The organism is Pseudomonas sp. Ors-4-3C (assembly GCF_055755035.1).
The window spans coordinates 4472137-4493209 of the sequence record NZ_CM146900.1; the positions used below are offsets into that span (position 1 = coordinate 4472137).

General features: G+C 60.3%; 22 protein-coding genes and 1 tRNA gene. 16 read left to right on the forward strand and 7 right to left on the reverse strand.

The genetic code is table 11. The features are described from left to right. The first annotated feature begins 11 nt into the window (after positions 1 to 11). Genes phrB through ACVHNU_RS20160 form a run of 8 tightly spaced genes read left to right on the forward strand, consistent with a single transcriptional unit; the run spans position 12 to position 6801 of the window. The gene (gene phrB, locus ACVHNU_RS20125) at positions 12 to 1457 is read left to right on the forward strand and encodes a deoxyribodipyrimidine photo-lyase (protein ID WP_473018172.1); all 1446 of its coding nucleotides are present in this window, start codon (positions 12 to 14) and stop codon (positions 1455 to 1457) included. Continuing rightward, positions 1450 to 1872, forward strand: coding sequence for a nuclear transport factor 2 family protein (locus ACVHNU_RS20130; protein WP_003228136.1), 423 nt, complete (start codon positions 1450 to 1452; stop codon positions 1870 to 1872). The genes phrB and ACVHNU_RS20130 overlap by 8 nt, the downstream gene beginning before the upstream one ends. Then, a complete protein-coding gene (locus ACVHNU_RS20135; RefSeq protein ID WP_400508418.1) occupies positions 1869 to 2651 on the forward strand; it encodes an SDR family NAD(P)-dependent oxidoreductase in 783 nt (260 codons plus the stop codon). The genes ACVHNU_RS20130 and ACVHNU_RS20135 overlap by 4 nt, the downstream gene beginning before the upstream one ends. After that, positions 2648 to 3895 (forward strand): NAD(P)/FAD-dependent oxidoreductase, encoded by a 1248-nt coding sequence (locus ACVHNU_RS20140; RefSeq protein WP_473018173.1) that lies wholly within the window; start codon positions 2648 to 2650, stop codon positions 3893 to 3895. The genes ACVHNU_RS20135 and ACVHNU_RS20140 overlap by 4 nt, the downstream gene beginning before the upstream one ends. Next, positions 3892 to 4707, forward strand: coding sequence for a DUF1365 domain-containing protein (locus ACVHNU_RS20145; protein WP_473018174.1), 816 nt, complete (start codon positions 3892 to 3894; stop codon positions 4705 to 4707). Before ACVHNU_RS20140 ends, ACVHNU_RS20145 begins: the two co-directional genes overlap by 4 nt. Next, entirely contained in the window at positions 4694 to 5959 is a 1266-nt protein-coding gene (locus ACVHNU_RS20150; protein ID WP_003228144.1) for an SAM-dependent methyltransferase, read from the forward strand. The genes ACVHNU_RS20145 and ACVHNU_RS20150 overlap by 14 nt, the downstream gene beginning before the upstream one ends. Then, positions 5952 to 6443 (forward strand): DUF2878 domain-containing protein, encoded by a 492-nt coding sequence (locus tag ACVHNU_RS20155; RefSeq protein ID WP_473018175.1) that lies wholly within the window; start codon positions 5952 to 5954, stop codon positions 6441 to 6443. Before ACVHNU_RS20150 ends, ACVHNU_RS20155 begins: the two co-directional genes overlap by 8 nt. A gap of 52 nt (positions 6444 to 6495) precedes the next feature. Further along, the gene (locus tag ACVHNU_RS20160) at positions 6496 to 6801 is read left to right on the forward strand and encodes a YkgJ family cysteine cluster protein (RefSeq protein WP_007967664.1); all 306 of its coding nucleotides are present in this window, start codon (positions 6496 to 6498) and stop codon (positions 6799 to 6801) included. Between the two features lie 133 nt (positions 6802 to 6934). Here ACVHNU_RS20160 and ACVHNU_RS20165 read toward each other — a convergent pair whose 3' ends face one another. The 6 genes from ACVHNU_RS20165 to hemA form a co-directional block, all read right to left on the reverse strand. Beyond that, a complete protein-coding gene (locus ACVHNU_RS20165; RefSeq protein ID WP_045122633.1) occupies positions 6935 to 7453 on the reverse strand; it encodes an acyloxyacyl hydrolase in 519 nt (172 codons plus the stop codon). Positions 7454 to 7567: 114 nt separating this feature from the next. Further along, positions 7568 to 8359: a glutamate racemase gene (gene murI, locus ACVHNU_RS20170; protein ID WP_003228148.1), complete on the reverse strand. Its 792-nt coding sequence runs from the start codon at positions 8357 to 8359 to the stop codon at positions 7568 to 7570. Beyond that, positions 8352 to 9107: a molybdopterin-synthase adenylyltransferase MoeB gene (locus ACVHNU_RS20175; RefSeq protein WP_201136602.1), complete on the reverse strand. Its 756-nt coding sequence runs from the start codon at positions 9105 to 9107 to the stop codon at positions 8352 to 8354. The genes murI and ACVHNU_RS20175 overlap by 8 nt, the downstream gene beginning before the upstream one ends. Beyond that, a complete protein-coding gene (gene prmC, locus ACVHNU_RS20180) occupies positions 9101 to 9931 on the reverse strand; it encodes a peptide chain release factor N(5)-glutamine methyltransferase (protein ID WP_473018177.1) in 831 nt (276 codons plus the stop codon). The genes ACVHNU_RS20175 and prmC overlap by 7 nt, the downstream gene beginning before the upstream one ends. Then, entirely contained in the window at positions 9932 to 11014 is a 1083-nt protein-coding gene (prfA, locus tag ACVHNU_RS20185; RefSeq protein ID WP_003228153.1) for a peptide chain release factor 1, read from the reverse strand. It abuts the gene before it with no gap. Next, complete coding sequence (hemA, locus tag ACVHNU_RS20190) at positions 11011 to 12297, reverse strand: glutamyl-tRNA reductase (protein WP_003228154.1); 1287 nt, start codon at positions 12295 to 12297, stop codon at positions 11011 to 11013. The genes prfA and hemA overlap by 4 nt, the downstream gene beginning before the upstream one ends. 182 nt (positions 12298 to 12479) lie before the next feature. Here hemA and ACVHNU_RS20195 point away from each other — a divergent pair, with 182 nt between their 5' ends. From ACVHNU_RS20195 to ychF, 8 genes are all read left to right on the forward strand, one after another. After that, positions 12480 to 14204, forward strand: a complete 1725-nt coding sequence (locus tag ACVHNU_RS20195) for a tetratricopeptide repeat protein (protein WP_003228155.1) — start codon at positions 12480 to 12482, stop codon at positions 14202 to 14204. A 3-nt stretch (positions 14205 to 14207) separates the two neighbouring features. Continuing rightward, positions 14208 to 14825 carry a lipoprotein insertase outer membrane protein LolB gene (lolB, locus tag ACVHNU_RS20200; RefSeq protein ID WP_473018178.1) on the forward strand — a complete coding sequence of 206 codons (618 nt, stop codon included), beginning with the start codon at positions 14208 to 14210 and terminating at the stop codon, positions 14823 to 14825. 3 nt (positions 14826 to 14828) lie between these two features. Continuing rightward, the gene (gene ispE, locus ACVHNU_RS20205; protein ID WP_103485744.1) at positions 14829 to 15680 is read left to right on the forward strand and encodes a 4-(cytidine 5'-diphospho)-2-C-methyl-D-erythritol kinase; all 852 of its coding nucleotides are present in this window, start codon (positions 14829 to 14831) and stop codon (positions 15678 to 15680) included. 37 nt (positions 15681 to 15717) lie between these two features. After that, positions 15718 to 15792 (forward strand) — tRNA-Gln (locus ACVHNU_RS20210). Positions 15793 to 15837: 45 nt separating this feature from the next. Beyond that, positions 15838 to 16779 (forward strand): ribose-phosphate pyrophosphokinase, encoded by a 942-nt coding sequence (locus ACVHNU_RS20215; protein WP_003171603.1) that lies wholly within the window; start codon positions 15838 to 15840, stop codon positions 16777 to 16779. Positions 16780 to 16920: 141 nt separating this feature from the next. Continuing rightward, positions 16921 to 17523, forward strand: coding sequence for a 50S ribosomal protein L25/general stress protein Ctc (locus tag ACVHNU_RS20220; protein WP_003228162.1), 603 nt, complete (start codon positions 16921 to 16923; stop codon positions 17521 to 17523). Positions 17524 to 17693: 170 nt separating this feature from the next. Continuing rightward, entirely contained in the window at positions 17694 to 18278 is a 585-nt protein-coding gene (gene pth / locus ACVHNU_RS20225) for an aminoacyl-tRNA hydrolase (protein WP_003228164.1), read from the forward strand. A 22-nt stretch (positions 18279 to 18300) separates the two neighbouring features. Continuing rightward, positions 18301 to 19401, forward strand: a complete 1101-nt coding sequence (ychF, locus tag ACVHNU_RS20230) for a redox-regulated ATPase YchF (RefSeq protein ID WP_003228166.1) — start codon at positions 18301 to 18303, stop codon at positions 19399 to 19401. 186 nt (positions 19402 to 19587) lie between these two features. Here the strand turns inward: ychF and ACVHNU_RS20235 are convergent, their stop codons facing one another. Further along, positions 19588 to 20805 (reverse strand): MFS transporter, encoded by a 1218-nt coding sequence (locus ACVHNU_RS20235; protein ID WP_003228168.1) that lies wholly within the window; start codon positions 20803 to 20805, stop codon positions 19588 to 19590. Positions 20806 to 21073 lie beyond the last annotated feature (268 nt).

The following is a 21073-nucleotide window of genomic DNA, read 5'->3' on the forward strand; positions in this document are numbered from 1 at the left end:
TGGAATCCGCTATGCAAATGATCTGGCTGCGCAGCGACTTGCGCCAACATGACAACACCGCTCTCGCGGCCGCCGCAGCGCGCGGGCCGACGGTTGCCGTGTATCTGTTGAGCCCGCAGCAGTGGCTGGAACACGACGACGCCGCATGCAAGGTCGACTTCTGGCTGCGCAACCTGCGTGAGCTGAGCAGCCGCCTCGGCGAGCTGAACATTCCGTTGCTGCTGCGCACCGCTGATCATTGGGATCAGGCCCCGGCGGTGCTGCTTGAGCTTTGCGTGCAATTGAATGTCCAGGCCGTGCACGTCAATGAGGAATATGGCATCCACGAAAGCCAGCGCGACGCCGCCGTGGCCGTGGCCCTGAAGACCAAAGGCATCGTTTTCCACAGCTACCTTGACCAACTGCTGTTCAAGCCCGGCACGGTGCTGACCAAAACCGACACCTACTTTCAGGTGTTCAGCCAGTTCCGCAAGGTCTGCTACGAACGCCTGCATCGCTCGATGCCGGCGCTGGTGAAGACGCCCGGCAAACAGGCAAAGCTGAATATCGACAGCGATCCGGTACCGGCAGCCGTCGCCGGTTTTGCAACGCCGAGCGAGTCCTTGCGTGCGCTGTGGCCGGCCGGCGAGCAGGAAGCCCGGCGCCGCCTCGATACCTTCGCCGACGCGCAGATCGACTACTACCAGAGCGAGCGCGATTTTCCGGCCAAGCCCGGCACCAGCCAACTTTCGCCGTATCTCGCCGCCGGGGTGATCTCGCCACGCCAATGCCTGCAGGCGGCCCTGCAAAGCAATCAGGGCGAGTTCGACAGCGGCAAGGTCGGCGCGGTGACCTGGATCAACGAGCTGCTGTGGCGCGAGTTCTATAAACACATTCTGGTCGGCTACCCACGGGTTTCGCGCCACCGCGCGTTTCGCCCGGAAACCGAGGCGCTGGCCTGGCGTGATGCGCCGGGCGATCTGGCGGCCTGGCAAGAAGCACGCACCGGTTTGCCGATCATCGATGCGGCCATGCGCCAACTGCTGGAAACCGGCTGGATGCACAACCGCCTGCGGATGGTGGTGGCGATGTTCCTGACCAAGAACCTGCTGATCGACTGGCGTGAAGGCGAGCGCTTTTTCATGCGTCACTTGATCGACGGCGATCTGGCGGCGAACAACGGCGGCTGGCAATGGAGCTCATCGACCGGCACCGATTCGGCGCCGTACTTCCGCATTTTCAACCCGATCAGCCAATCGGAAAAATTCGACAGCGAAGGCCTGTTCATCAAGCACTGGTTGCCCGAACTCGCCGGCCTGAACAAGAAAGAAGTACACAACCCGGCCAGTGTCGGTGGACTGTTCGGCGTCGCCAACTATCCGTCGCCGATCGTCAATCTCGGGGCTTCGCGCGAACGGGCGCTGGCGGCCTTCAAGAGCCTGCCGTCGCGTTCGTCCACGGGAGAAGTCCATGAGTGAATTCCTGCGCCGCTTCGCCCGTCAGTTCGCCGAGCTGGACAAAGACAACTTGCAGCGTCTGGGCGAGCTGTACAGCGATGACATTCACTTCACCGATCCGCTGCATGAAGTGCAGGGGCTGGCGCAACTGCGTCATTACTTCAGCGAGCTGTACGCCAACGTCAGCGAGCTGCGTTTCGATTTCCACGGCTTCGACCAGATCGGTGACTGTGAAGGTTACCTGCGCTGGGTCATGAGTTACCGCCACCCGCGTCTGGCCGGTGGTCGTTTGATTCGCGTCGCCGGGTGTTCGCATCTGCTCTGGCGCGACAAGGTTTATCGCCACCGGGATTACTTCGATGCCGGGGCCATGCTGTATGAACATTTACCCGTATTGGGCCGGGTGATCGCCTGGCTGAAAAGGAGAATGGGATGAGTCGTACACCTCCACGGCGTTATTGGCTGACCGGAGCCAGCAGTGGCATCGGCGCCGCGCTGGCCGAAGAGATTCTGAAAAGCGGCGCGCATCTGGCCGTCAGTTCGCGTCAGGTGGCGCCCTTGAAAGTCTTGTCCCAGCGCTACCCGGGCCAAGTGCTGGTGGTGCCCGGAGACTTGACCAATAGTCAGACCGTGCGTGAGATCGGTCAGCAGATCAGCGAGACCTGGGGCTCGCTGGATTCGGTGATTCTCAATGCCGGGACCTGTGAATACGTCGACGCCCGGCAATTCGACGCGTCGATCATCGAGCACGTGGTGCGTACCAATCTGCTGGCCAGCAGCTATTGCATCGAAGCCGCCCTGCCGTTGCTGCGCAAGGGCACCGCGCCGCATCTGATCGGCATGGCCAGCTCGGTGACCTACCTGCCGCTGCCCCGGGCGGAAGCCTACGGTGCCTCCAAGGCCGGTCTGCGTTACCTGTTCGAATCGCTGCGCATTGATCTGGCGGATGAAGGGATCGAGGTCACCATCATCAGCCCGGGGTTCGTCGATACCCCGCTGACGGCGAAAAACGATTTCCCGATGCCACTGAGCTGGCCTGTGGATAAAGCCGCGCGGCACATCTACGCCAAACTCAAGGATCGACCACTGGAGATCGCTTTCCCGGCATTGTTCATGGCGGCGTTGTGGCCGCTGTCGAAACTGCCGTCGCGGGTGCAACTGGCGATCGGCAAACGCATGGTGCGTAAACCGCCACCGCTGCAGGAACCCTCGTGAAAATCGCCATCATCGGCAGCGGAATCGCAGGCCTGACCTGCGCCTATCTGCTCAATCGCCAACACGATGTCACGGTGTTCGAAGCCAGCGACTGGGTCGGCGGCCACACGCACACCGTGGAGGTGACCGTCGAAGGCCGCGAATACGCCGTGGACACTGGTTTCATCGTGTTCAACGACTGGACCTACCCGAACTTCATCCGCTTGCTCGGCCAGCTCGGCGTGTCGTTCAAACCGACGGAAATGAGCTTCTCGGTCACCGATCCGGACACTGGCCTGGAATACAACGGCAACAACCTCAACAGTTTGTTCGCCCAGCGCAGCAACCTGTTGTCGCCGGGGTTCTGGGGCATGTTGCGCGATATCCTGCGCTTCAACAAAGAAGCCCAGCGCGACCTCGCCGAACAGCGGATCGCCGCCGACACCACGCTCGACGATTACCTCAAGGCCGGCGGTTATGGCGAACGTTTCATCCTGCATTACATCGTGCCGATGGGCTCGGCGATCTGGTCGATGCCCATGGCCGAGATGCTCAATTTCCCGCTGCAATTCTTTGTGCGCTTCTTCAAGAATCATGGGCTGCTGTCAGTCAGTGATCGCCCGCAATGGCAGGTGATCGAGGGCGGCTCAAGTGCCTATGTCGCACCGCTGACCGCTGCGTTCAAGGACAAGATTCGCCTCAGTTGCCCGGTGACGCGCATCGATCGCGACGAACACGGCGTGGTTATCCACAGCCCGGCCGGCATCGAGCGTTTCGACAAGGTTGTGCTCGCCTGCCACAGCGACCAGGCCCTGCAATTGCTGGCGACGCCAAGCCAGGCGGAACGGTCGATCCTCGGTGCCCTGCCCTACGCCGATAACGAAGTGGTGCTGCATACCGATACCCGTCTGCTGCCGACCCGCAAACTGGCGTGGGCCAGCTGGAACTATCGCTTGAGTGGCGCCGGCCATACGCACGCGGCCGTCACCTACGACATGAACATCCTGCAGGGCATTCAGAGCGACACCACGTTCTGCGTCAGCCTCAATCAGAGCGCCGGCATCAGCCCGTCCAAAGTGCTTGCCCGATACACCTACGCCCATCCGCAGTTCAGCCTTGCGGCCGTGGCGGCGCAGAACCGTTGGGCCGAACTCGACGGTCAGCGGCACACCCACTACTGCGGCGCCTACTGGGCCAACGGCTTTCATGAGGACGGTGTCGTCAGCGCCTTGCGCGTGGCTGCCGCCTTCGGGGAAAGCTTATGAACAGCGCCCTGTACAGCGGCTGGATCGGCCATCGGCGCTTTTCACCCAGACGCCACGAATTCCGTTACCGGATCGGTCTGTTGTACCTCGATCTGGCGGAACAGGACGCCGTATTCGGCCTGTCGCCGCTCGCCAGTCGTAGCCGCTTTGCGCCGTTTTCGTTTCGCGAAACCGACTACCTGAAAACCTTCACCGGCAATGGCATGCGCCTGATCGATGCGGTACGCCAGCAAGTCGGTGCCGCCATCGGCCATCAACCGCAGGGATCGATCTGCCTGCTGACCCAACCACGCAGTTGGGGTCTGGCGTTCAACCCGGTGAGTTTCTTTTATTGCCACGAGGCCGACGGGCAACTGGCGGCGATTCTTTGCGAAGTCACCAACACGCCGTGGCGCGAGCGTTATCACTACGTGCTGCCGGCCCGCACACCGACCGACCTGCAAGACTTTCACCAGCACTTTGCGGTCGCCAAGGCCTTTCATGTCTCGCCGTTTTTGCCACGCGATCTCGAGTACCGCATGAGCTTCAGCCCGGCGGCGCAAAAGCTCGGCGTGCACATGGCCGACTGGCAGGGTGAGCACAAGCTGTTCGACGCCACGCTCAATCTGCAGCGCGAACCCCTCGACCGCCACAGCCTGCACCGCTACTTGCGACGTTTTCCGTGGATGACCGCGAAAACCTGTCTGGCGATTTACTGGCAAGCCGTGCGCCTGTTGCTCAAGCGTGCCCCGATTTTTGCTCATCAGGCTGCCGACGGCAGCTTTCAAATCGCCACTGTGCCTCCCAAGGAGCACCGCCATGAAATCCTCTAGCCTGTCGGCCAGTCGCTTCAGCACCAACGGTTTGACCGGTTCGCTGCTGCGTCGTGGCGTTTTGCGGCAACTGAGTCAACTCAAACACGGGCAATTGCTGGTGGTGGAGGACGGCGAACGCCTGATGTTCGGTACGCCGGGCAGCCACCTGCTCGGCGAAATCCATGTCCAGGACGCGGCGGTCTGGGGCATGGTCGCCGGCAACGGATCGATTGGCGCTGGCGAAGCGTTTATCCACGGTTACTGGAGCTCGCCAGACCTGACGGCGGTCGTGCGCGTGTTCGTCAGCAACCTCGACGTGCTCGACGCCATGGAGCGCGGTCTGGCCCGCCTCAGCCGGCCGCTGGTGCAAGGCCTGCACTGGCTCAACCGCAACACGCGCAAGGGCTCGCAGAAAAACATCGCGGCGCACTATGACCTCGGCAACGATCTGTTCGAACAGTTTCTCGACCCAACCATGATGTACTCGGCCGCGCAGTTCCTCAGCCCCGAAGACAGCCTGGAACAGGCGCAGTTGAACAAACTGGAACGGATCTGCCAGAAGCTCGCGCTCAAACCCGAAGACCATTTGCTGGAGATCGGCACCGGCTGGGGCAGCATGGCGCTCTACGCCGCGCAGCATTACGGTTGCCGCGTCACCACCACGACACTGTCGAAAGAGCAGTACGCGTTCACCGCCAAGCGCATTGAAGCACTGGGGTTGCAGGATCGGGTGACGCTGCTGCTCAAGGACTACCGCGACCTCACCGGCGAATACGACAAACTGGTGTCGATCGAGATGATCGAAGCGGTCGGCCATCGCTTCCTGCCGACCTACTTCAAACAGTGCGCGCACCTGCTCAAGAGCAACGGCCTGATGCTGTTGCAGGCAATCACCATCCGCGAGCAGCGCTACGAGCAGGCCAAGCGCGGCGTCGACTTCATCCAGCGCTACATCTTCCCCGGCGGCGCCCTGCCCTGCGTGCAGAAGATGCTCGAAGTGGTCAGCCGCGAGACCGACATGAACCTGCTGCACATGGAAGACTTCGGCCTGCACTACGCCCGCACCCTGCGCCTGTGGCACGAAAACTTTCGCCGCGCCCATGGCCGGTTGAGCGAGTTGGGTTACGACGATTACTTCCTGCGGCTGTGGGAGTTTTACCTGTGCTACTGCGAAGGCGGGTTCCTCGAGCGCACCATCGGCACCGCGCAATTGCTGTTGGCCAAACCGGCGGCAATGCCAGCGCCGTTGCTCGGCCGCTTCGATGCTTGAGCGGCTGATCAACGCCGTGCTGTTCCAGGTCGGCTGGCTGGCCTGCGTGATCGGCGGCAACAGTCTGTGGTTGCTGCTGGCGCTGGCGGTGCTGGTGATCCATCTGGGCTGGATCAGCAGTTGGCCGGCGGAGGGTCGCTTGATTCTCAGCGTAGTGATTGTCGGCACAGCGGTGGACAGCCTGTTGCGCGCGACGGGCGTGTTCGAATTCCAGGATCCGTCGCCGCTGATTCCGCTCTGGCTGATGCTGCTCTGGGCACTGCTTGCCACCACGTTGCGCCACTGTCTGCAATGGACGGCTCGTCCGTGGTGGCTGGCAAGCGCGCTGGGCGCGGTCGGCGGCGCTGTTTCCTATTACGGTGGCGGGCGCCTCGCCGGGGTGCAATTTCCTTACGGGGAAATTCCGACCCTGATCGGCATCGGCCTGCTGTGGGCGGTACTGTTTCCGGTGCTGCACGCGATGGCGCGGCGGCTCAGCCACTGAGCGTCTGTCAGGCCTTTCACACAGCCACAGGCGACTGGCTTACACTGGCACCATGAAAACCATTCCCCACCAGCAAATCACCGAGCCAGCGGTCACGTGTTCGACCTGCGCGGCGTGCTGCTGCCAGCTTGAAGTGATGCTGATCACCGACACTGGCGTGCCCGAGCGTTTTATCGATACCGATGAATGGGGTGGTGAGGTGATGCTGCGTCTGGACGACGGCTGGTGCGCGGCGCTGGATCGCGACAGCATGATGTGCACGATCTACGAGAAACGTCCGCTGATCTGTCGCGAGTTCGAGATGGGCGCGCCGGAATGCATTGAAGAACGCAAAGGCATTGCCACTGCCTACCGCTGATTTCAACAGCAGCTCAAAACCAATGTGGGAGCGGGCTTGCTCGCGAATGCGGTGTGTCAGTCAATAGTGTTGTCGACTGACACACCGCGTTCGCGAGCAAGCCCGCTCCCACAAAGATTTGTGCAAGCTGCAGTTACAGCGGCATCGAGTAATGCAGCGCGTAACTTTCTACACCGTCGTTGTTGCTGTTCAGACCGGCGTTGGAATAGTGCGTCGCACGGATCCCCACTTCATGTCCGCCGTTGAAACGCAGGCCGAAACCAATACGGTCTTCGAACTGGAAGGACTGACCGATGTTGTTGCTTTCATATTTGGTGTTGGAAAAGGCCGCGACACCAATACCGGCCTCGACATACGGTTTGACCGACTGACCGGCAAACTCGTAAACAAATACCGGCGAGAACGACAGGCTGTTGTTGCTGGAAGTCTTGTCACCTTCCCAGTAAGTGTAAGCGCCGCTCCAGTAACCGGTCAGGCGACCGACGTCGCTTTGCAGCCAGCTCTTGTCCCAATCGAAATTCATGCCCAAGCGATAAGTCATTGTCGAATCGCTGGTTGCCCCCACTGCAAACTCAACGTTTGCCGCTTGTGCAGTAAAACTTTGCCCCATCAGTGCAGCCGCAATCGCGGCCAAGCAGAATAGTCGCTTCACGTTGAAAACTTCCTTTTCCGGAACGATCGTTTTGGTTTTCTAGTAAACCCAGCGGTATAGAAATCGGCGCTTGAGCAGAAGTTCAGCTGACTTTTTAGATATTTCACACTTTTTTTACAAGGTGAATTTTTCAACGTCACCGGCAACTTGGCCCAGCAGGGGCAAGGTTTTGCGAAAGGACTCGGGATCGGCGCTGGTCCAGAATCTGACCGGTTGGTTCGGGCCTTCGGCGAGCAGTTCACGCTCGGCCAGCAGTCGCTGCAATTGACGGGCGACGGCGGCACCGGTGTCGATCAGACTGATGTGGTCCGGGATCATCGACTTGAGCAGCGGCTTGAGAAACGGATAGTGGGTGCAGCCGAGAATGATCGTGTCGCAACCGTTGGCCAGCAGCGGATCGACATAATGCTTGAGCAACGTGCGCAACTCGGCGCTGTGCAGATCACCGCTTTCAATCAGTTCCACCAGACCGGGACACGGCTGGGTGACGACGCGAACGTCTGTGGCAAAGCGATCGAGCAATGCGGCGAACTTGGCACTCTGCAAGGTGCCGGTGGTGGCGAGTACGCCGACCACACCGCTGCGGGTGGCGGCGGCAGCAGGTTTGACCGCGGGTTCCATGCCGACAATCGGCCACTGGGGGAAATCCCGGCGTAGATCGGCAACAGCGGCCACGGTCGCCGTGTTACAGGCGATCACCAGGGCCTTGGCGCCCTGCTCGCGGAAAAAACCGGCCATCACATTGCAGCGCTGGCGGATGAACTCCGGGGTTTTCTCACCGTAGGGGATGTGCCCGCAATCGGCGAAATACAGCAGTGACTCATGGGGCAGCAAGCGCTGGATCTCGGCCAGTACCGACAAGCCGCCGACACCGGAATCGAACACCGCGATCGGTGCCTCACGCATGCTGCGAACCACAGACGCTGCACCCCGGGTCGCGCTTGACCCGCAGTTCACGGAAGCGCGAACCCAGGGCATCGATCAACAGCAAACGCCCCACCAGTGGTTCGCCAAAACCGACCAGCACTTTCAAGGCTTCAAGCGCCTGCAGGCTGCCAACCAGCCCCACCAGCGGCCCGACTACACCGGCCTCGCTGCAGGTCAGTTCGGCTTCGCTGCCGTGTCCGTAGAGACAGTGGTAGCACGGACTTTCCGGGCGGCGCGGGTCGAACACCGACAACTGCCCTTCCAGACGAATCGCCGCGCCACTGACCAAGGGTTTGCGCGCCGCCACGCACGCGGCGTTGACCGCTTCGCGGGTGGAGAAATTGTCGGAACAGTCGAGCACCAGATCCACCGCGGCCACGGCGGCGGCCAGGGAATCCTCATCCAGCGCCTGACGATGGGCCACCAGTTGAATCTCCGGATTGATCGCGCTCAGGCGCTTGAGCGCCGAGTCGACCTTGCTCATGCCGACGCTGTCGGTGTCATGAATGATCTGGCGTTGCAGGTTGGTCAGGTCGACCGTGTCGAAATCCGCCAGATGCAGTTCACCGACACCGGCCGCCGCCAGGTACAGCGCGACCGGCGCACCGAGCCCGCCGAGGCCGACGATCAGTACACGACTGTCTTTAAGCTTCAGTTGCCCATCGATATCGATGTGTTGCAGCAGAATCTGCCGGCTGTAGCGCAGCAATTCCTGATCATTCAGCACGTCAGGCGCCCCAGGCTGATCCGTTGATGGCCGCCCAGATCGGTGCGGCTGTGAACTTCTTCGAAACCGCGGGTCAGCAACAGATCACGCACGGCTTCGGCTTGATCATAGCCGTGTTCGAGCATCAGCCAGCCGCCGGCTTCGAGATGATCCGGGGCTTGGGCGACGATCAGCCGCAGATCGTCGAGCCCGTCGACACCCGCCACCAGCGCACTGGCCGGTTCGAAGCGCACATCGCCCTCGACCAGATGCGGGTCGGCGGCGGCGATGTACGGCGGGTTGCTGATGATCAGATTGAAACGCTGGCCTTCGAGGGCGCTGAACCAGTGGCTGCTCAGCACCGTGGCGTTGTTCAGGTTCAAGCGCTGGCGATTGCGTTCGGCGAGGGCCACGGCTTCCAGCACACGATCCACCGCCGTGACCTTCCACGCCGGTCGCTCACTGGCGAGGGCCAAGGCAATCGCGCCGCTGCCGGTGCCCAGATCGAGAACGTTCGCCGGCGTTGCCGCCAGCAGTTCCAGCGCGGCCTCGACCAGCAATTCGGTGTCCGGACGCGGGATCAGTGTGTGCGGAGCGACTTCCAGATCGAGCTTCCAGAACCCCTGCTGACCAAGAATGTAGGCCACCGGCTCACCGCCACGACGCCGTTGCAGGTACTCGGTAAAAATCAGCACCGCTTCGCTGGGCACGATGCGCTCGGGCCAGGTGTGCAGGAAACTGCGCGGTTTGCCCAGTGCCGCAGCCAGGAGCAGTTCGGCATCCAGACGCGCCGTGGGCGAGTCCGGCAATTCGGCGGCGCGCAACAGACTGGCAATGATGGTCATTTATTCACCTATCGCTGCAAGTTGGTCGGCCTGGTATTCGGCCAGCAAAGGCTCGATCACCGCTTCAACGCCACCGGCGAGGATTTCATCAAGGGAGTACAGGGTCAGGTTGACGCGATGGTCGGTGACCCGGCCCTGGGCAAAGTTGTACGTGCGAATGCGCTCGGAGCGGTCGCCGGAACCCACGAGCAATTTACGTTCGCTGGCAATCGCGTTGGCCGCCGCGGCAGTCTGCTGATCGTTGAGCTTGGCCGATAGCCAGGCCATCGCCCGCGCACGGTTCTTGTGCTGGGAACGTTCTTCCTGGCATTCGACCACGATGCCGGTCGGCAAGTGGGTAATGCGGATCGCCGAGTCGGTCTTGTTCACGTGCTGACCACCGGCCCCGGAAGAACGGTAGGTGTCGACGCGCAGATCCGCCGGGTTGATCTCGATCGCTTCCTGCTCGTCCGGCTCCGGCAATACCGCCACGGTACAGGCCGAAGTGTGGATGCGGCCCTGGGATTCGGTGGCCGGCACGCGCTGCACACGGTGCGCGCCAGACTCGAACTTCAGCTTGCCGTAGACATTGTCGCCTTCGACCCGGGCGATGACTTCTTTATAGCCGCCGTGTTCGCCCTCGTTTTCCGAGAGGATTTCCACGCGCCAGCCACGTCGTTCGGCGTAACGCGAGTACATGCGGAACAGGTCGCCGGAGAAGATCGCCGCCTCGTCGCCACCGGTGCCGGCGCGGATTTCGAGAAACACGTTGCGACCGTCGTTCGGGTCCTTGGGCAGCAGCATGCGTTGCAGATCCGATTCCAGGGTGATCAACAGCTCTTTGGCTTCGCGGACTTCTTCCACGGCCATTTCACGCATGTCCGGGTCGCTGTCCTTGAGCAGTGCCTGGGCACTCTCCAGATCATTTTGTACGCCGAGCAGCTTTTTATAAGCGGCGACGACCGGCTCGACTTCGGCGTATTCCTTGGAATAAGCGCGAAATCTGGCCTGATCGGAAATGACTTCAGCGTCGCCAAGCAGCGCAGTCAGTTCCTCGAATCGGTCCTGGAGGATGTCCAGCTTGTTGAGCAGTGACGCTTTCATTGCGGTTTTTTATCCGAAAAACTATCCGGTGAGCCCTCAAGGGCAAAGAGTTCCTGGGCCATGGCCAGCGCATCGAGGCGGCCTTCGGCAGAAAGCTTTTTCAGTTGCACGCTTGGAGCATGCAGCAGTTTATTGGTCAGGCCGCGAGCCAGTTGCCCGAGCACATCTTCGGCGTTGCCGCCGTTGGCCAGCAGACGCAGGGCTTTTTGCAGCTCCTCGTCGCGCAGGCGCTCGCTCTGTTGCCGATAGGCCTTGAGCACATCGACCGCGGCCAGCTCGCGCAGGCGCACCATGAAATCGTCGGCGCCGACCGAGACCATCTCTTCCGCGGCCTGGGCTGCGCCCTGACGACTCTTGAGGTTCTCGGCGACCACTTCGTGCAGATCGTCGACGCTATACAGGTAAACGTCGTCGAGTTCGCCGACTTCCGGCTCGATGTCGCGGGGTACGGCGATGTCGACCATGAAGATCGGCTTGTGCTTGCGCTGCTTCAGCGCACTTTCCACCGCGCCCTTGCCGAGGATCGGCAACTGGCTGGCGGTCGAACTGATCACGATATCGCTGCGCACCAGCTCCGCCGGAATGTCCGAGAGCAGCACCGCATGAGCGCCGAACTGCTCGGCCAGCAGGCTGGCGCGCTCCAGCGTGCGGTTGGCGACCACGATGCGCTTGACCCCCAACTCATGCAGATGGCGGGCAACCAGGGTGATGGTCTCGCCGGCGCCGATCAGCAGCGCCTGGCTGCGCTGCAGGTCGCTGAAAATCTGTTTGGCCAGGCTGACGGCGGCAAACGCCACGGACACCGGGTTTTCGCCGATGGCAGTGTCGGTGCGCACTTGCTTGGCGGCATTGAACGTCGCTTGAAACAGCCGCCCCAGCAGCGGGCCGATGGTCCCGGCCTCGCGAGCCACGGCGTAGGCCGACTTCATCTGGCCGAGAATCTGCGGTTCGCCCAGCACCAGCGAGTCGAGCCCGGAGGCGACGCGCATCATGTGACGAACTGCCGCATCATCTTCATGCACATAAGCACTCGCGCGCAGCTCATCGAGGCTTAAATGGTGATAATCGGCCAGCCAGCGCAGGACCAGATCAGCTGAAACCTGATCCTGTTCTATATAAAGCTCACTGCGATTGCAGGTGGAGAGGATCGCGGCTTCGCGGCTGTCGGTCATTCTGCAGAGCTGCTGCAAGGCCTCAACCAGTTGCTCAGGGGTAAAGGCCACGCGCTCGCGGACGTCTACTGAAGCAGTCTTGTGGTTAATACCGAGTGCGAGGAAGGCCATTCAAGGTCGCTGATAGTGACGTGAAGCCGGCAATTGTCCTACTTCGTCAGATTCAGAACAACTACCGCTGACTATTGTCCCAATGGTTGGTGCCTATAATGCTCACAACTGAGACTCGGTTATGTTTGGCCGAAGGCTTGTGTCATGATGATCCGACCGCAGGTTAGTCGTCCTCTTCCTATATGAATAGATCTTCCGCGTTGCTCCTAGCTTTTGTCTTCCTCAGCGGCTGCCAGGCCTTGGCCCCCGTTTCGCCGGACGGTACCCCGCCGGTCGAAGACACCACGCCCACGCCTGAAAAGCCCAAGGTTTACAGCTCGTTCAGCGAGGAAACCGTATACAGCCTGTTGACCGCCGAACTCGCCGGCCAGCGCAATCGTTTCGACATTGCCCTGGACAACTACGTGACCCAGGCCATCAACACCCAGGATCCGGGGGTTTCCGAGCGCGCGTTCCGCATCGCCGAATACCTCGGTGCCGACCAACCTGCGCTGGATACCGCGCTGATCTGGGCGAGAAACGCCCCGGACGATCTGGAAGCGCAACGCGCCGCCGCCGTGCAACTGGCCCGCGCCGGGCGTTATGACGACTCCATGGTCTACATGGAAAAAGTCCTGCAGGGCAAGGGCGACACCCATTTCGATTTTCTCGCGCTGTCCGCGGCCGATACCGATCAGGAAACCCGCAACGGCCTGATGAAGAGTTTCGACCGCCTGCTGCAGCGTCATCCGAACAACAATCAGCTGATTTTCGGCAAGGCCCTGCTGCTGCAGCAGGACGGCGACAATAAAGCGGCGCTGCGCCTGCTTGAAGACCATCCGCCGGAAGACGGCGAAATCGCCCCGATCCTGTTGCGCGCCCGCCTGCTGCAAACCATGAATCGTGGCGACGAGGCACTGCCGCTGCTGCGCAAAAGCATCAAGAAGTACCCGGACGACAAGCGTCTGCGCCTGACCTACGCACGTACATTGGTTGAACAGGACCGGATGGACGACGCCAAGGTCGAGTTCTCCACGCTCGTTCAGCAATACCCGGAAGACGACGAACTGCGTTACTCGCTGGCGCTGGTCTGCCTGGAAGCCAAGGCCTGGGATGAGGCCAAGGGTTATCTGGAAGACCTGATCGCCCGCGAAAGCCACGTCGACTCGGCGCACCTGAACCTCGGTCGCATCGCTGAAGAGCGCAACGACCCGCAGGGCGCGCTGATCGAGTACGCCCAGGTCGGCCCGGGCAACGACTATCTGCCGGCGCAACTGCGTCAGGCCGATATCCTGATGAACAACGGCAAGACCGCCGAAGCCCAGAGCAAACTGGCCGCCGAGCGTGACGCCCAGCCAGATTACGCGATCCAGTTGTATCTGATCGAATCCGAAACCCTGTCGGCCAACAAACAGGACGACAAGGCCTGGAAAGTCTTGCAGCAAGCCTTGCTGCAATACCCGGACGACCTGAATCTGCTCTATACCCGCGCCATGCTCGCGGAAAAACGCAATGACCTGGCGCAGATGGAAAAAGACCTGCGCCTGATCATCAAGCGCGATCCGGACAACGCCATGGCGCTCAATGCGCTGGGCTACACCCTGTCCGATCGCACCACCCGTTACGCTGAAGCCAAGGCGCTGATCGAACAGGCGCACCAGATCAATCCGGAAGACCCGGCGGTACTCGACAGCCTCGGCTGGGTGAATTTCCGCCTGGGCAATCTGGACGACGCCGAGAAATATCTGCGTCAGGCCCTCGAGCGTTTCCCTGACCACGAAGTCGCCGCGCACCTGGGCGAAGTCCTGTGGGTCAAGGGCAATCAGCGCGAGGCGAAGCAGATCTGGGGCAAGTACCTCAAAGATCAGCCCGACAGCACCATTCTGCGCAGCACCATCAAGCGCCTGACCGGATCCGAGACTCTTTAACTCATGTTTTTGCGCCACGTTATTGTTTTCAGCTTCATCGCCCTGCTCGCCGGTTGCGCGGGCTTCGGCGCTCGCGAATCGGTCGAGGGCCACGGCAGTCCGGCTCAGTGGGCCGCGAACAAACAACAGCTGACCGCCCTCGACGGCTGGCAGATCGACGGCAAGATCGGCATCCGCGCACCGAAAGATTCCGGTAGCGGCACGCTGTTCTGGCTGCAACGCCAGGACTACTACGACATTCGCCTGTCCGGCCCGTTGGGTCGCGGCGCGGCGCGCCTGACCGGGCGCCCGGGCAAGGTCTCGCTGGAAGTTGCCAACCAGGGCCGCTATGACTCCGAATCGCCGGAAGCGCTGCTCGAAGAACAACTCGGCTGGAAACTGCCGGTGTCCAATCTGGCCTGGTGGGTTCGCGGCCTGCCGGCGCCAAGCAGCAAAAGCAGTGTGTCCCTCGATAACGACAGTCGCCTGGCCAACCTGGAACAGGACGGCTGGAAGGTCGAATACCTCAGCTATGCCGAGCAAAACGGTTACTGGCTGCCCGAGCGGATCAAGCTGCACGGCACCGATCTGGACGTGACGCTGGTGATCAAGACCTGGCAACCGCGTAAATTGGGGCAATAAAGCATGACCGCTCCACGTCTGACGCTGCCGTCGCCGGCCAAGCTCAACCTGATGCTGCACATTCTCGGGCGCCGTGCAGACGGCTACCACGAACTGCAGACGCTGTTTCAGTTTGTCGATTACGGCGACGAAATCACCTTCGCCGTACGCGATGACGGCGTGATTCGGCTGCACACCGAATTCGCGGGCGTGCCCCACGACAGCAATCTCATCGTGCGCGCGGCAAAAATGCTTCAGCAACAGTCCGGCTGCACACTCGGCATCGACATCTGGATCGACAAGGTGCTGCCCATGGGCGGCGGCATCGGTGGCGGCAGCTCCAACGCGGCGACCACCCTGCTCGGCCTCAATCACTTGTGGCAACTGGGCTGGGATGAAGATCGCCTCGCGGCACTGGGCCTTTCGCTCGGTGCAGACGTGCCGGTTTTCGTCCGTGGCCATGCAGCATTTGCCGAAGGCGTGGGCGAGAAACTGACCCCGGTCGACCCCGAAGAACCGTGGTATCTGGTACTCGTGCCGCAAGTCTCTGTAAGTACGGCAGAAATTTTTTCCGATCCTTTGTTGACACGTAACACGCCGCCCATTAAAGTGCGCCCCGTTCCCGAGGGAAACAGTCGAAATGACTGCTTGCCGGTGGTTGCAAGGCGTTATCCAGAGGTACGTAACGCATTGGATTTGTTAGGTAAATTTACCGAAGCAAAACTCACCGGAACTGGAAGTTGTGTGTTTGGGGGCTTCCCAAGCAAAGCTGAAGCTGATAAAGTCTCGGCCCTTCTGACAGAGACCCTTACAGGGTTTGTAGCGAAAGGAAGCAACGTTTCGATGTTGCATCGCAAGCTGCAAAGTCTGCTCTAAAAGGAATCAAGTGCCAGGCACTTGAAGCAACAGATACAGGGGCGTCGCCAAGCGGTAAGGCAGCAGGTTTTGATCCTGCCATGCGTTGGTTCGAATCCAGCCGCCCCTGCCATTTTCTATACTCATCCAGGTTACCCTCAGCCTCTAGGTACTGCGCGTGTCCAAGATGATGGTCTTTACGGGGAACGCTAACCCCGATCTGGCTCGGCGTGTTGTACGTCAGCTGCATATCCCTCTCGGTGACATCTCTGTCGGCAAATTTTCCGACGGCGAAATTACTGCCGAGATCAATGAAAACGTTCGCGGTAAAGACGTTTTCATTATTCAGCCGACTTGCGCTCCGACCAACGATAACCTGATGGAACTGGTAGTGATGGCTGATGCCTTCCGCCGCTCCTCGGCTACTCGTATTACTGCTGTTATTCCTTATTTTGGTTATGCCCGTCAGGATCGCCGTCCGCGTTCCGCACGTGTGGCTATCAGCGCGAAAGTCGTTGCTGACATGCTTACCGTAGTCGGCATCGACCGTGTTCTCACGGTTGATCTGCATGCTGACCAGATTCAGGGTTTCTTCGATATTCCGGTAGATAACATCTACGGCTCCCCGGTTCTGGTGGATGACATTGAAGATCAGCGCTTCGAAAACCTGATGATCGTGTCCCCGGACATTGGTGGCGTCGTGCGTGCACGGGCTGTTGCCAAATCCCTGGGCGTGGATCTCGGGATCATCGACAAACGCCGTGAGAAAGCCAATCACTCTGAAGTGATGCATATCATCGGTGATGTCGAAGGGCGTACCTGTATTCTGGTCGATGACATGGTCGATACCGCCGGCACTCTGTGCCACGCGGCCAAGGCCCTGAAAGAGCATGGCGCAGCCAAGGTCTTTGCCTACTGCACACACCCTGTGCTGTCGGGTCGGGCCATCGAGAATATCGAAAATTCCGTGCTGGACGAGCTGGTGGTGACTAACACCATCCCGCTGTCCGCTGCAGCACAAGCCTGTGCACGTATCCGTCAACTGGATATCGCACCGGTTGTTGCCGAAGCGGTTCGCCGCATCAGCAATGAAGAATCGATCAGCGCGATGTTCCGTTAAGGGCCCTGCCCTTCTCGAAATGTCTCGTTGACGAAAAGCGCCCCGCCCCGGCATTCCTGTCGGGGCGGGGCTTTTTTGCCCATACCGTGTTTGGCGCTGGTCGCAAACGCCACTCGGTCATGGCTATTTTGGAGATACAAAATGAACGATTTTACTCTGAATGCTGAAGTGCGTTCCGACCTGGGGAAAGGTGCGAGCCGCCGCCTGCGTCGTCTCGCAAGCCTGGTTCCAGCTGTAGTTTACGGTGGCGACAAAGCCCCTGAATCCATCAGCATGCTGGCCAAAGAAGTTGCCAAACTGCTCGAAAACGAAGCGGCTTACAGCCACATCATCGAGCTGAACGTTGGTGGCAAGAAGCAGAACGTCGTGATCAAAGCTCTGCAACGTCACCCGGCCAAAGGCCACGTGATGCACGCTGACTTCGTACGCGTTGTAGCTGGCCAGAAACTGACCGCTATCGTTCCTGTGCACTTCATCAACGAAGCTGCTCCAGTGAAGAAAGGCGGCGAAATCTCGCACGTTGTTGCCGAGATCGAAGTTTCCTGCCTGCCAAAAGATCTGCCTGAGTTCATCGAAGTCGACCTGGCTGACGCTGAAATCGGCACCATCGTTCACCTGTCGGACCTCAAAGCTCCTAAAGGTGTCGAGTTCGTTGCTCTGGCACACGGCGATGACAAGGCAGTAGCCAACGTCCACGCTCCACGTGTTGCTCCAGAAGCTACCGAAGAAGGCGCAGCAGAGTAATTTCACTCTGTTTCGTCGGAGTGAGTGAAACATCGCGGACTGGAACGTAGCGAGAAAGCGGGCGAGAACGCGGAGTTTACATTCATGGTAAATGAGCAATTTCCGTCCACTTTCGCCGCCTTCACTGCTTGCGGCGATGTTATCCACCACTCCAAGGAAGGGCCCCTATCGTGACTGCCATCAAACTGATCGTTGGCCTGGGAAATCCAGGCGCTGAATACGAACAGACCCGGCATAACGCAGGGGCCCTTTTTGTTGAGCGCATCGCTGCCGCGCAAGGTGTGAACCTTGTGGCCGATCGCAAATATTTCGGCCTGACCGGGCGCTACTCGCATCAGGGTCAGGATGTTCGTCTGCTGATTCCCACCACCTACATGAACCGCAGCGGCCAGGCCGTGGCGGCACTCGCCGGTTTCTTCCGCATCAAGCCTGAAGAAATCCTGGTGGCGCACGACGAACTCGACCTGCCTCCGGGCGTCGCCAAGCTCAAGCAAGGCGGCGGCCATGGCGGTCACAACGGGTTGCGCGACATCATCGCGCAACTGGGCAATCAGAATACTTTCTACCGCCTGCGGCTTGGCATCGGCCACCCGGGCGTCGCCAGTATGGTTTCAAATTTCGTCCTGGGTCGTGCGCCACGCGCCGAACAGGAAAAACTCGATGCCAGCATCGACTTTGCCCTCGGCGTGCTGCCGGATATCCTCGCCGGTGAATGGAACCGCGCGATGAAAAACCTGCACAGCCAGAAGGCCTGACTCTAATCCGAGGGGAAACACCATGGGATTCAATTGCGGCATCGTCGGCCTGCCTAACGTCGGCAAGTCCACCCTGTTCAACGCCCTGACCAAATCCGGTATCGCGGCCGAGAACTTCCCCTTCTGCACCATCGAGCCGAACAGCGGCATCGTGCCGATGCCGGATCCACGTCTGGAGGCTCTGGCGGCCATCGTCAATCCGAAGCGCATCCTGCCGACCACCATGGAATTCGTCGACATCGCAGGCCTGGTGGCCGGCGCGTCGAAAGGTGAAGGTCTGGGCAACAAGTTCCTGGCCAACATTCGCGAAACCGACGCCATCGCTCACGTCGTGCGCTGCTTCGAAGACGACAACGTGATCCACGTGTCCAACAGCGTCGACCCAAAGCGCGACATCGAAATCATCGACCTGGAACTGATCTTCGCCGACCTCGACAGCTGCGAGAAGCAACTGCAGAAAGTCGCGCGCAACGCCAAGGGTGGTGACAAGGACGCCGTGGTTCAGAAGGCTCTGCTGGAGCAACTGATCGCGCACTTCACCGAAGGCAAGCCTGCGCGCAGCCTGATGAAGAACATGAGCGCTGACGAAAAGGCCGTGATCAAGGGCTTCCACCTGCTGACCACCAAACCGGTCATGTACATCGCCAACGTCGCTGAAGACGGTTTCGAGAACAACCCGCACCTGGACGTGGTCAAGGCTATCGCCGAAGAAGAAGGCGCCATGGTCGTTCCGGTGTGCAACAAGATCGAAGCGGAAATCGCCGAGCTCGACGACGGCGAAGAGAAGGACATGTTCCTCGAGGCCCTGGGCCTGGAAGAGCCTGGCCTGAACCGCGTGATCCGCGCCGGCTACGAAATGCTGCACCTGCAGACCTACTTCACTGCTGGTGTCGAAGAAGTCCGCGCCTGGACCGTCCGCGTCGGTGCCACCGCACCACAAGCCGCTGGCGTGATCCACACCGACTTCGAAAAAGGCTTCATCCGCGCCGAAGTCATCGCCTACAACGACTTCATCCAGTACAAAGGCGAAGCCGGTACCAAGGAAGCCGGTAAATGGCGCCTGGAAGGCAAGGACTACATCGTCAAAGACGGCGACGTGATGCACTTCCGCTTCAACGTCTAAGCGACACGCCGAAGAAAAAGCCGCGTTTGATACGCGGCTTTTTTGTGCCTGACAGATTTGTATGCAACACCAGCAAGTCCCTGTGGGAGCGGGCTTGCTCGCGAAGGCGATGTGTCAGCCACATTAATATCGACTGATACACCGCATTCGCGAGCAAGCCCGCTCCCACAGTTGGAATTGTGTAGGTCAGGTTTTTTTGGTGCGCGGCAAGAAAATCGCCAGCACGCCAAACAACGGCAAAAACGAGCACAGGAAATACACGTACTCGATGCCATGGACATCCGCCAGATGCCCAAGCAGCGCCGCGCCAATCCCGCCAAACCCGAACATCAAGCCGAAGAACACCCCGGCAATCATCCCGACATTGCCCGGCACCAGTTCCTGCGCGTAAACCACAATCGCCGAGAACGCCGAAGCGAGAATGAAGCCGATCACCACGCTGAGGACAGTGGTCCAGAACAGATCGACGTGCGGCATCAGCAAGGTGAACGGTGCCACGCCGAGGATCGAAAACCAGATCACCGCCTTACGCCCGATCTTGTCGCCAATCGGGCCGCCGAAGAACGTCCCCGCCGCCACCGCGCCGAGAAACAGGAACAGGTGCAGCTGCGAACTGGCCACCGACAGGTCGAACTTCTCAATCAGGTAAAAGGTGAAATAGCTGGTGAGGCTGGCCATGTAGAAATACTTGGAGAACACCAGCAAGCCGAGCACCACCAGCGCACTGGTCACCCTGCCCTTCGAGAGCCCGTGAGTCGCCGCCTGCCCGGCCTTGAGCTTGAACAGGTTGAGGTGATGGGCGTACCAGCGGCTGATGCGATACAGCACGAACAGCGCAAACACGGCGAACAGACCGAACCACGCCACGTTGCCCTGACCGAACGGAATGATGATCGCCGCTGCCAGCAACGGGCCGAACGCAGAACCGGCGTTACCACCGACCTGGAAGGTCGACTGCGCCAGACCGAAGCGCCCGCCCGAGGCCAGCCGGGCAATCCGCGAGGCCTCGGGGTGGAAAGTCGAGGAGCCGATACCGATCAGCGCCGCCGCCAGCAGAATCAACGGGAAACTGCCGACCATCGACATCATCACGATGCCGATCAGTGTGCAAACCGAACCTGCCGGCAACAGCCACGGTTTCGGATGGCGGTCAGTGTGATAACCGACCCACGGCTGCAGCAACGATGCTGTCAGTTGAAAGGTCAGGGTAATCAAACCGACTTGGGTGAAGCTCAAACCATAGTTGGCCTTGAGCATCGGATAGATCGACGGCAGCACCGACTGAATCAGGTCGTTGATCAAATGCGCCAGCGCCACCGCGCCGATGATACGCATCACCAACGGGCTGCTTTGGGGAGGAGCGGACGCCGAGGCAGCGGCGGTCTGAGCGTTGCTGATAGCCATGAAAGTTTCCGTACAGCAGATGGGTGCACGCAGGCAGGTGCGCCAATGTGCCATTTTTCGGTGCGCCAGCGCCATCCCCTTAGCCAGCTAACTAACGTCCAACTCCATAACTCATCAACCCCTGTAGGAGCTGCCGCAGGCTGCGATCTTTTGATTTTGTTTTTAAGGGCAAGATCAAAAGATCGTCCGATCGCGGCCCGAGCCTTCGGCAGCTCCTAAATGGGATAGGTGATAGCTCAACGCCATGGTCTGAATCTTGCCTTGCTTC

What these genes read in the sequence shown, in the direction of transcription:
- ychF (WP_003228166.1), top strand. Translation starts at nt 18,301, where the DNA reads ATGGGATTCAATTGCGGCATCGTCGGCCTGCCTAACGTCGGCAAGTCC.
- phrB (WP_473018172.1), top strand. Translation starts at nt 12, where the DNA reads ATGCAAATGATCTGGCTGCGCAGCGACTTGCGCCAACATGACAACACC.
- ACVHNU_RS20160 (WP_007967664.1), top strand. Translation starts at nt 6,496, where the DNA reads ATGAAAACCATTCCCCACCAGCAAATCACCGAGCCAGCGGTCACGTGT.
- ACVHNU_RS20135 (WP_400508418.1), top strand. Translation starts at nt 1,869, where the DNA reads ATGAGTCGTACACCTCCACGGCGTTATTGGCTGACCGGAGCCAGCAGT.
- prfA (WP_003228153.1), bottom strand. Translation starts at nt 11,014, where the DNA reads ATGAAAGCGTCACTGCTCAACAAGCTGGACATCCTCCAGGACCGATTC.
- ACVHNU_RS20235 (WP_003228168.1), bottom strand. Translation starts at nt 20,805, where the DNA reads ATGGCTATCAGCAACGCTCAGACCGCCGCTGCCTCGGCGTCCGCTCCT.
- ACVHNU_RS20145 (WP_473018174.1), top strand. Translation starts at nt 3,892, where the DNA reads ATGAACAGCGCCCTGTACAGCGGCTGGATCGGCCATCGGCGCTTTTCA.
- murI (WP_003228148.1), bottom strand. Translation starts at nt 8,359, where the DNA reads ATGCGTGAGGCACCGATCGCGGTGTTCGATTCCGGTGTCGGCGGCTTG.
- lolB (WP_473018178.1), top strand. Translation starts at nt 14,208, where the DNA reads ATGTTTTTGCGCCACGTTATTGTTTTCAGCTTCATCGCCCTGCTCGCC.
- prmC (WP_473018177.1), bottom strand. Translation starts at nt 9,931, where the DNA reads ATGACCATCATTGCCAGTCTGTTGCGCGCCGCCGAATTGCCGGACTCG.
- ACVHNU_RS20130 (WP_003228136.1), top strand. Translation starts at nt 1,450, where the DNA reads ATGAGTGAATTCCTGCGCCGCTTCGCCCGTCAGTTCGCCGAGCTGGAC.
- ACVHNU_RS20195 (WP_003228155.1), top strand. Translation starts at nt 12,480, where the DNA reads ATGAATAGATCTTCCGCGTTGCTCCTAGCTTTTGTCTTCCTCAGCGGC.
- ACVHNU_RS20220 (WP_003228162.1), top strand. Translation starts at nt 16,921, where the DNA reads ATGAACGATTTTACTCTGAATGCTGAAGTGCGTTCCGACCTGGGGAAA.
- ACVHNU_RS20150 (WP_003228144.1), top strand. Translation starts at nt 4,694, where the DNA reads ATGAAATCCTCTAGCCTGTCGGCCAGTCGCTTCAGCACCAACGGTTTG.
- ispE (WP_103485744.1), top strand. Translation starts at nt 14,829, where the DNA reads ATGACCGCTCCACGTCTGACGCTGCCGTCGCCGGCCAAGCTCAACCTG.
- ACVHNU_RS20155 (WP_473018175.1), top strand. Translation starts at nt 5,952, where the DNA reads ATGCTTGAGCGGCTGATCAACGCCGTGCTGTTCCAGGTCGGCTGGCTG.
- hemA (WP_003228154.1), bottom strand. Translation starts at nt 12,297, where the DNA reads ATGGCCTTCCTCGCACTCGGTATTAACCACAAGACTGCTTCAGTAGAC.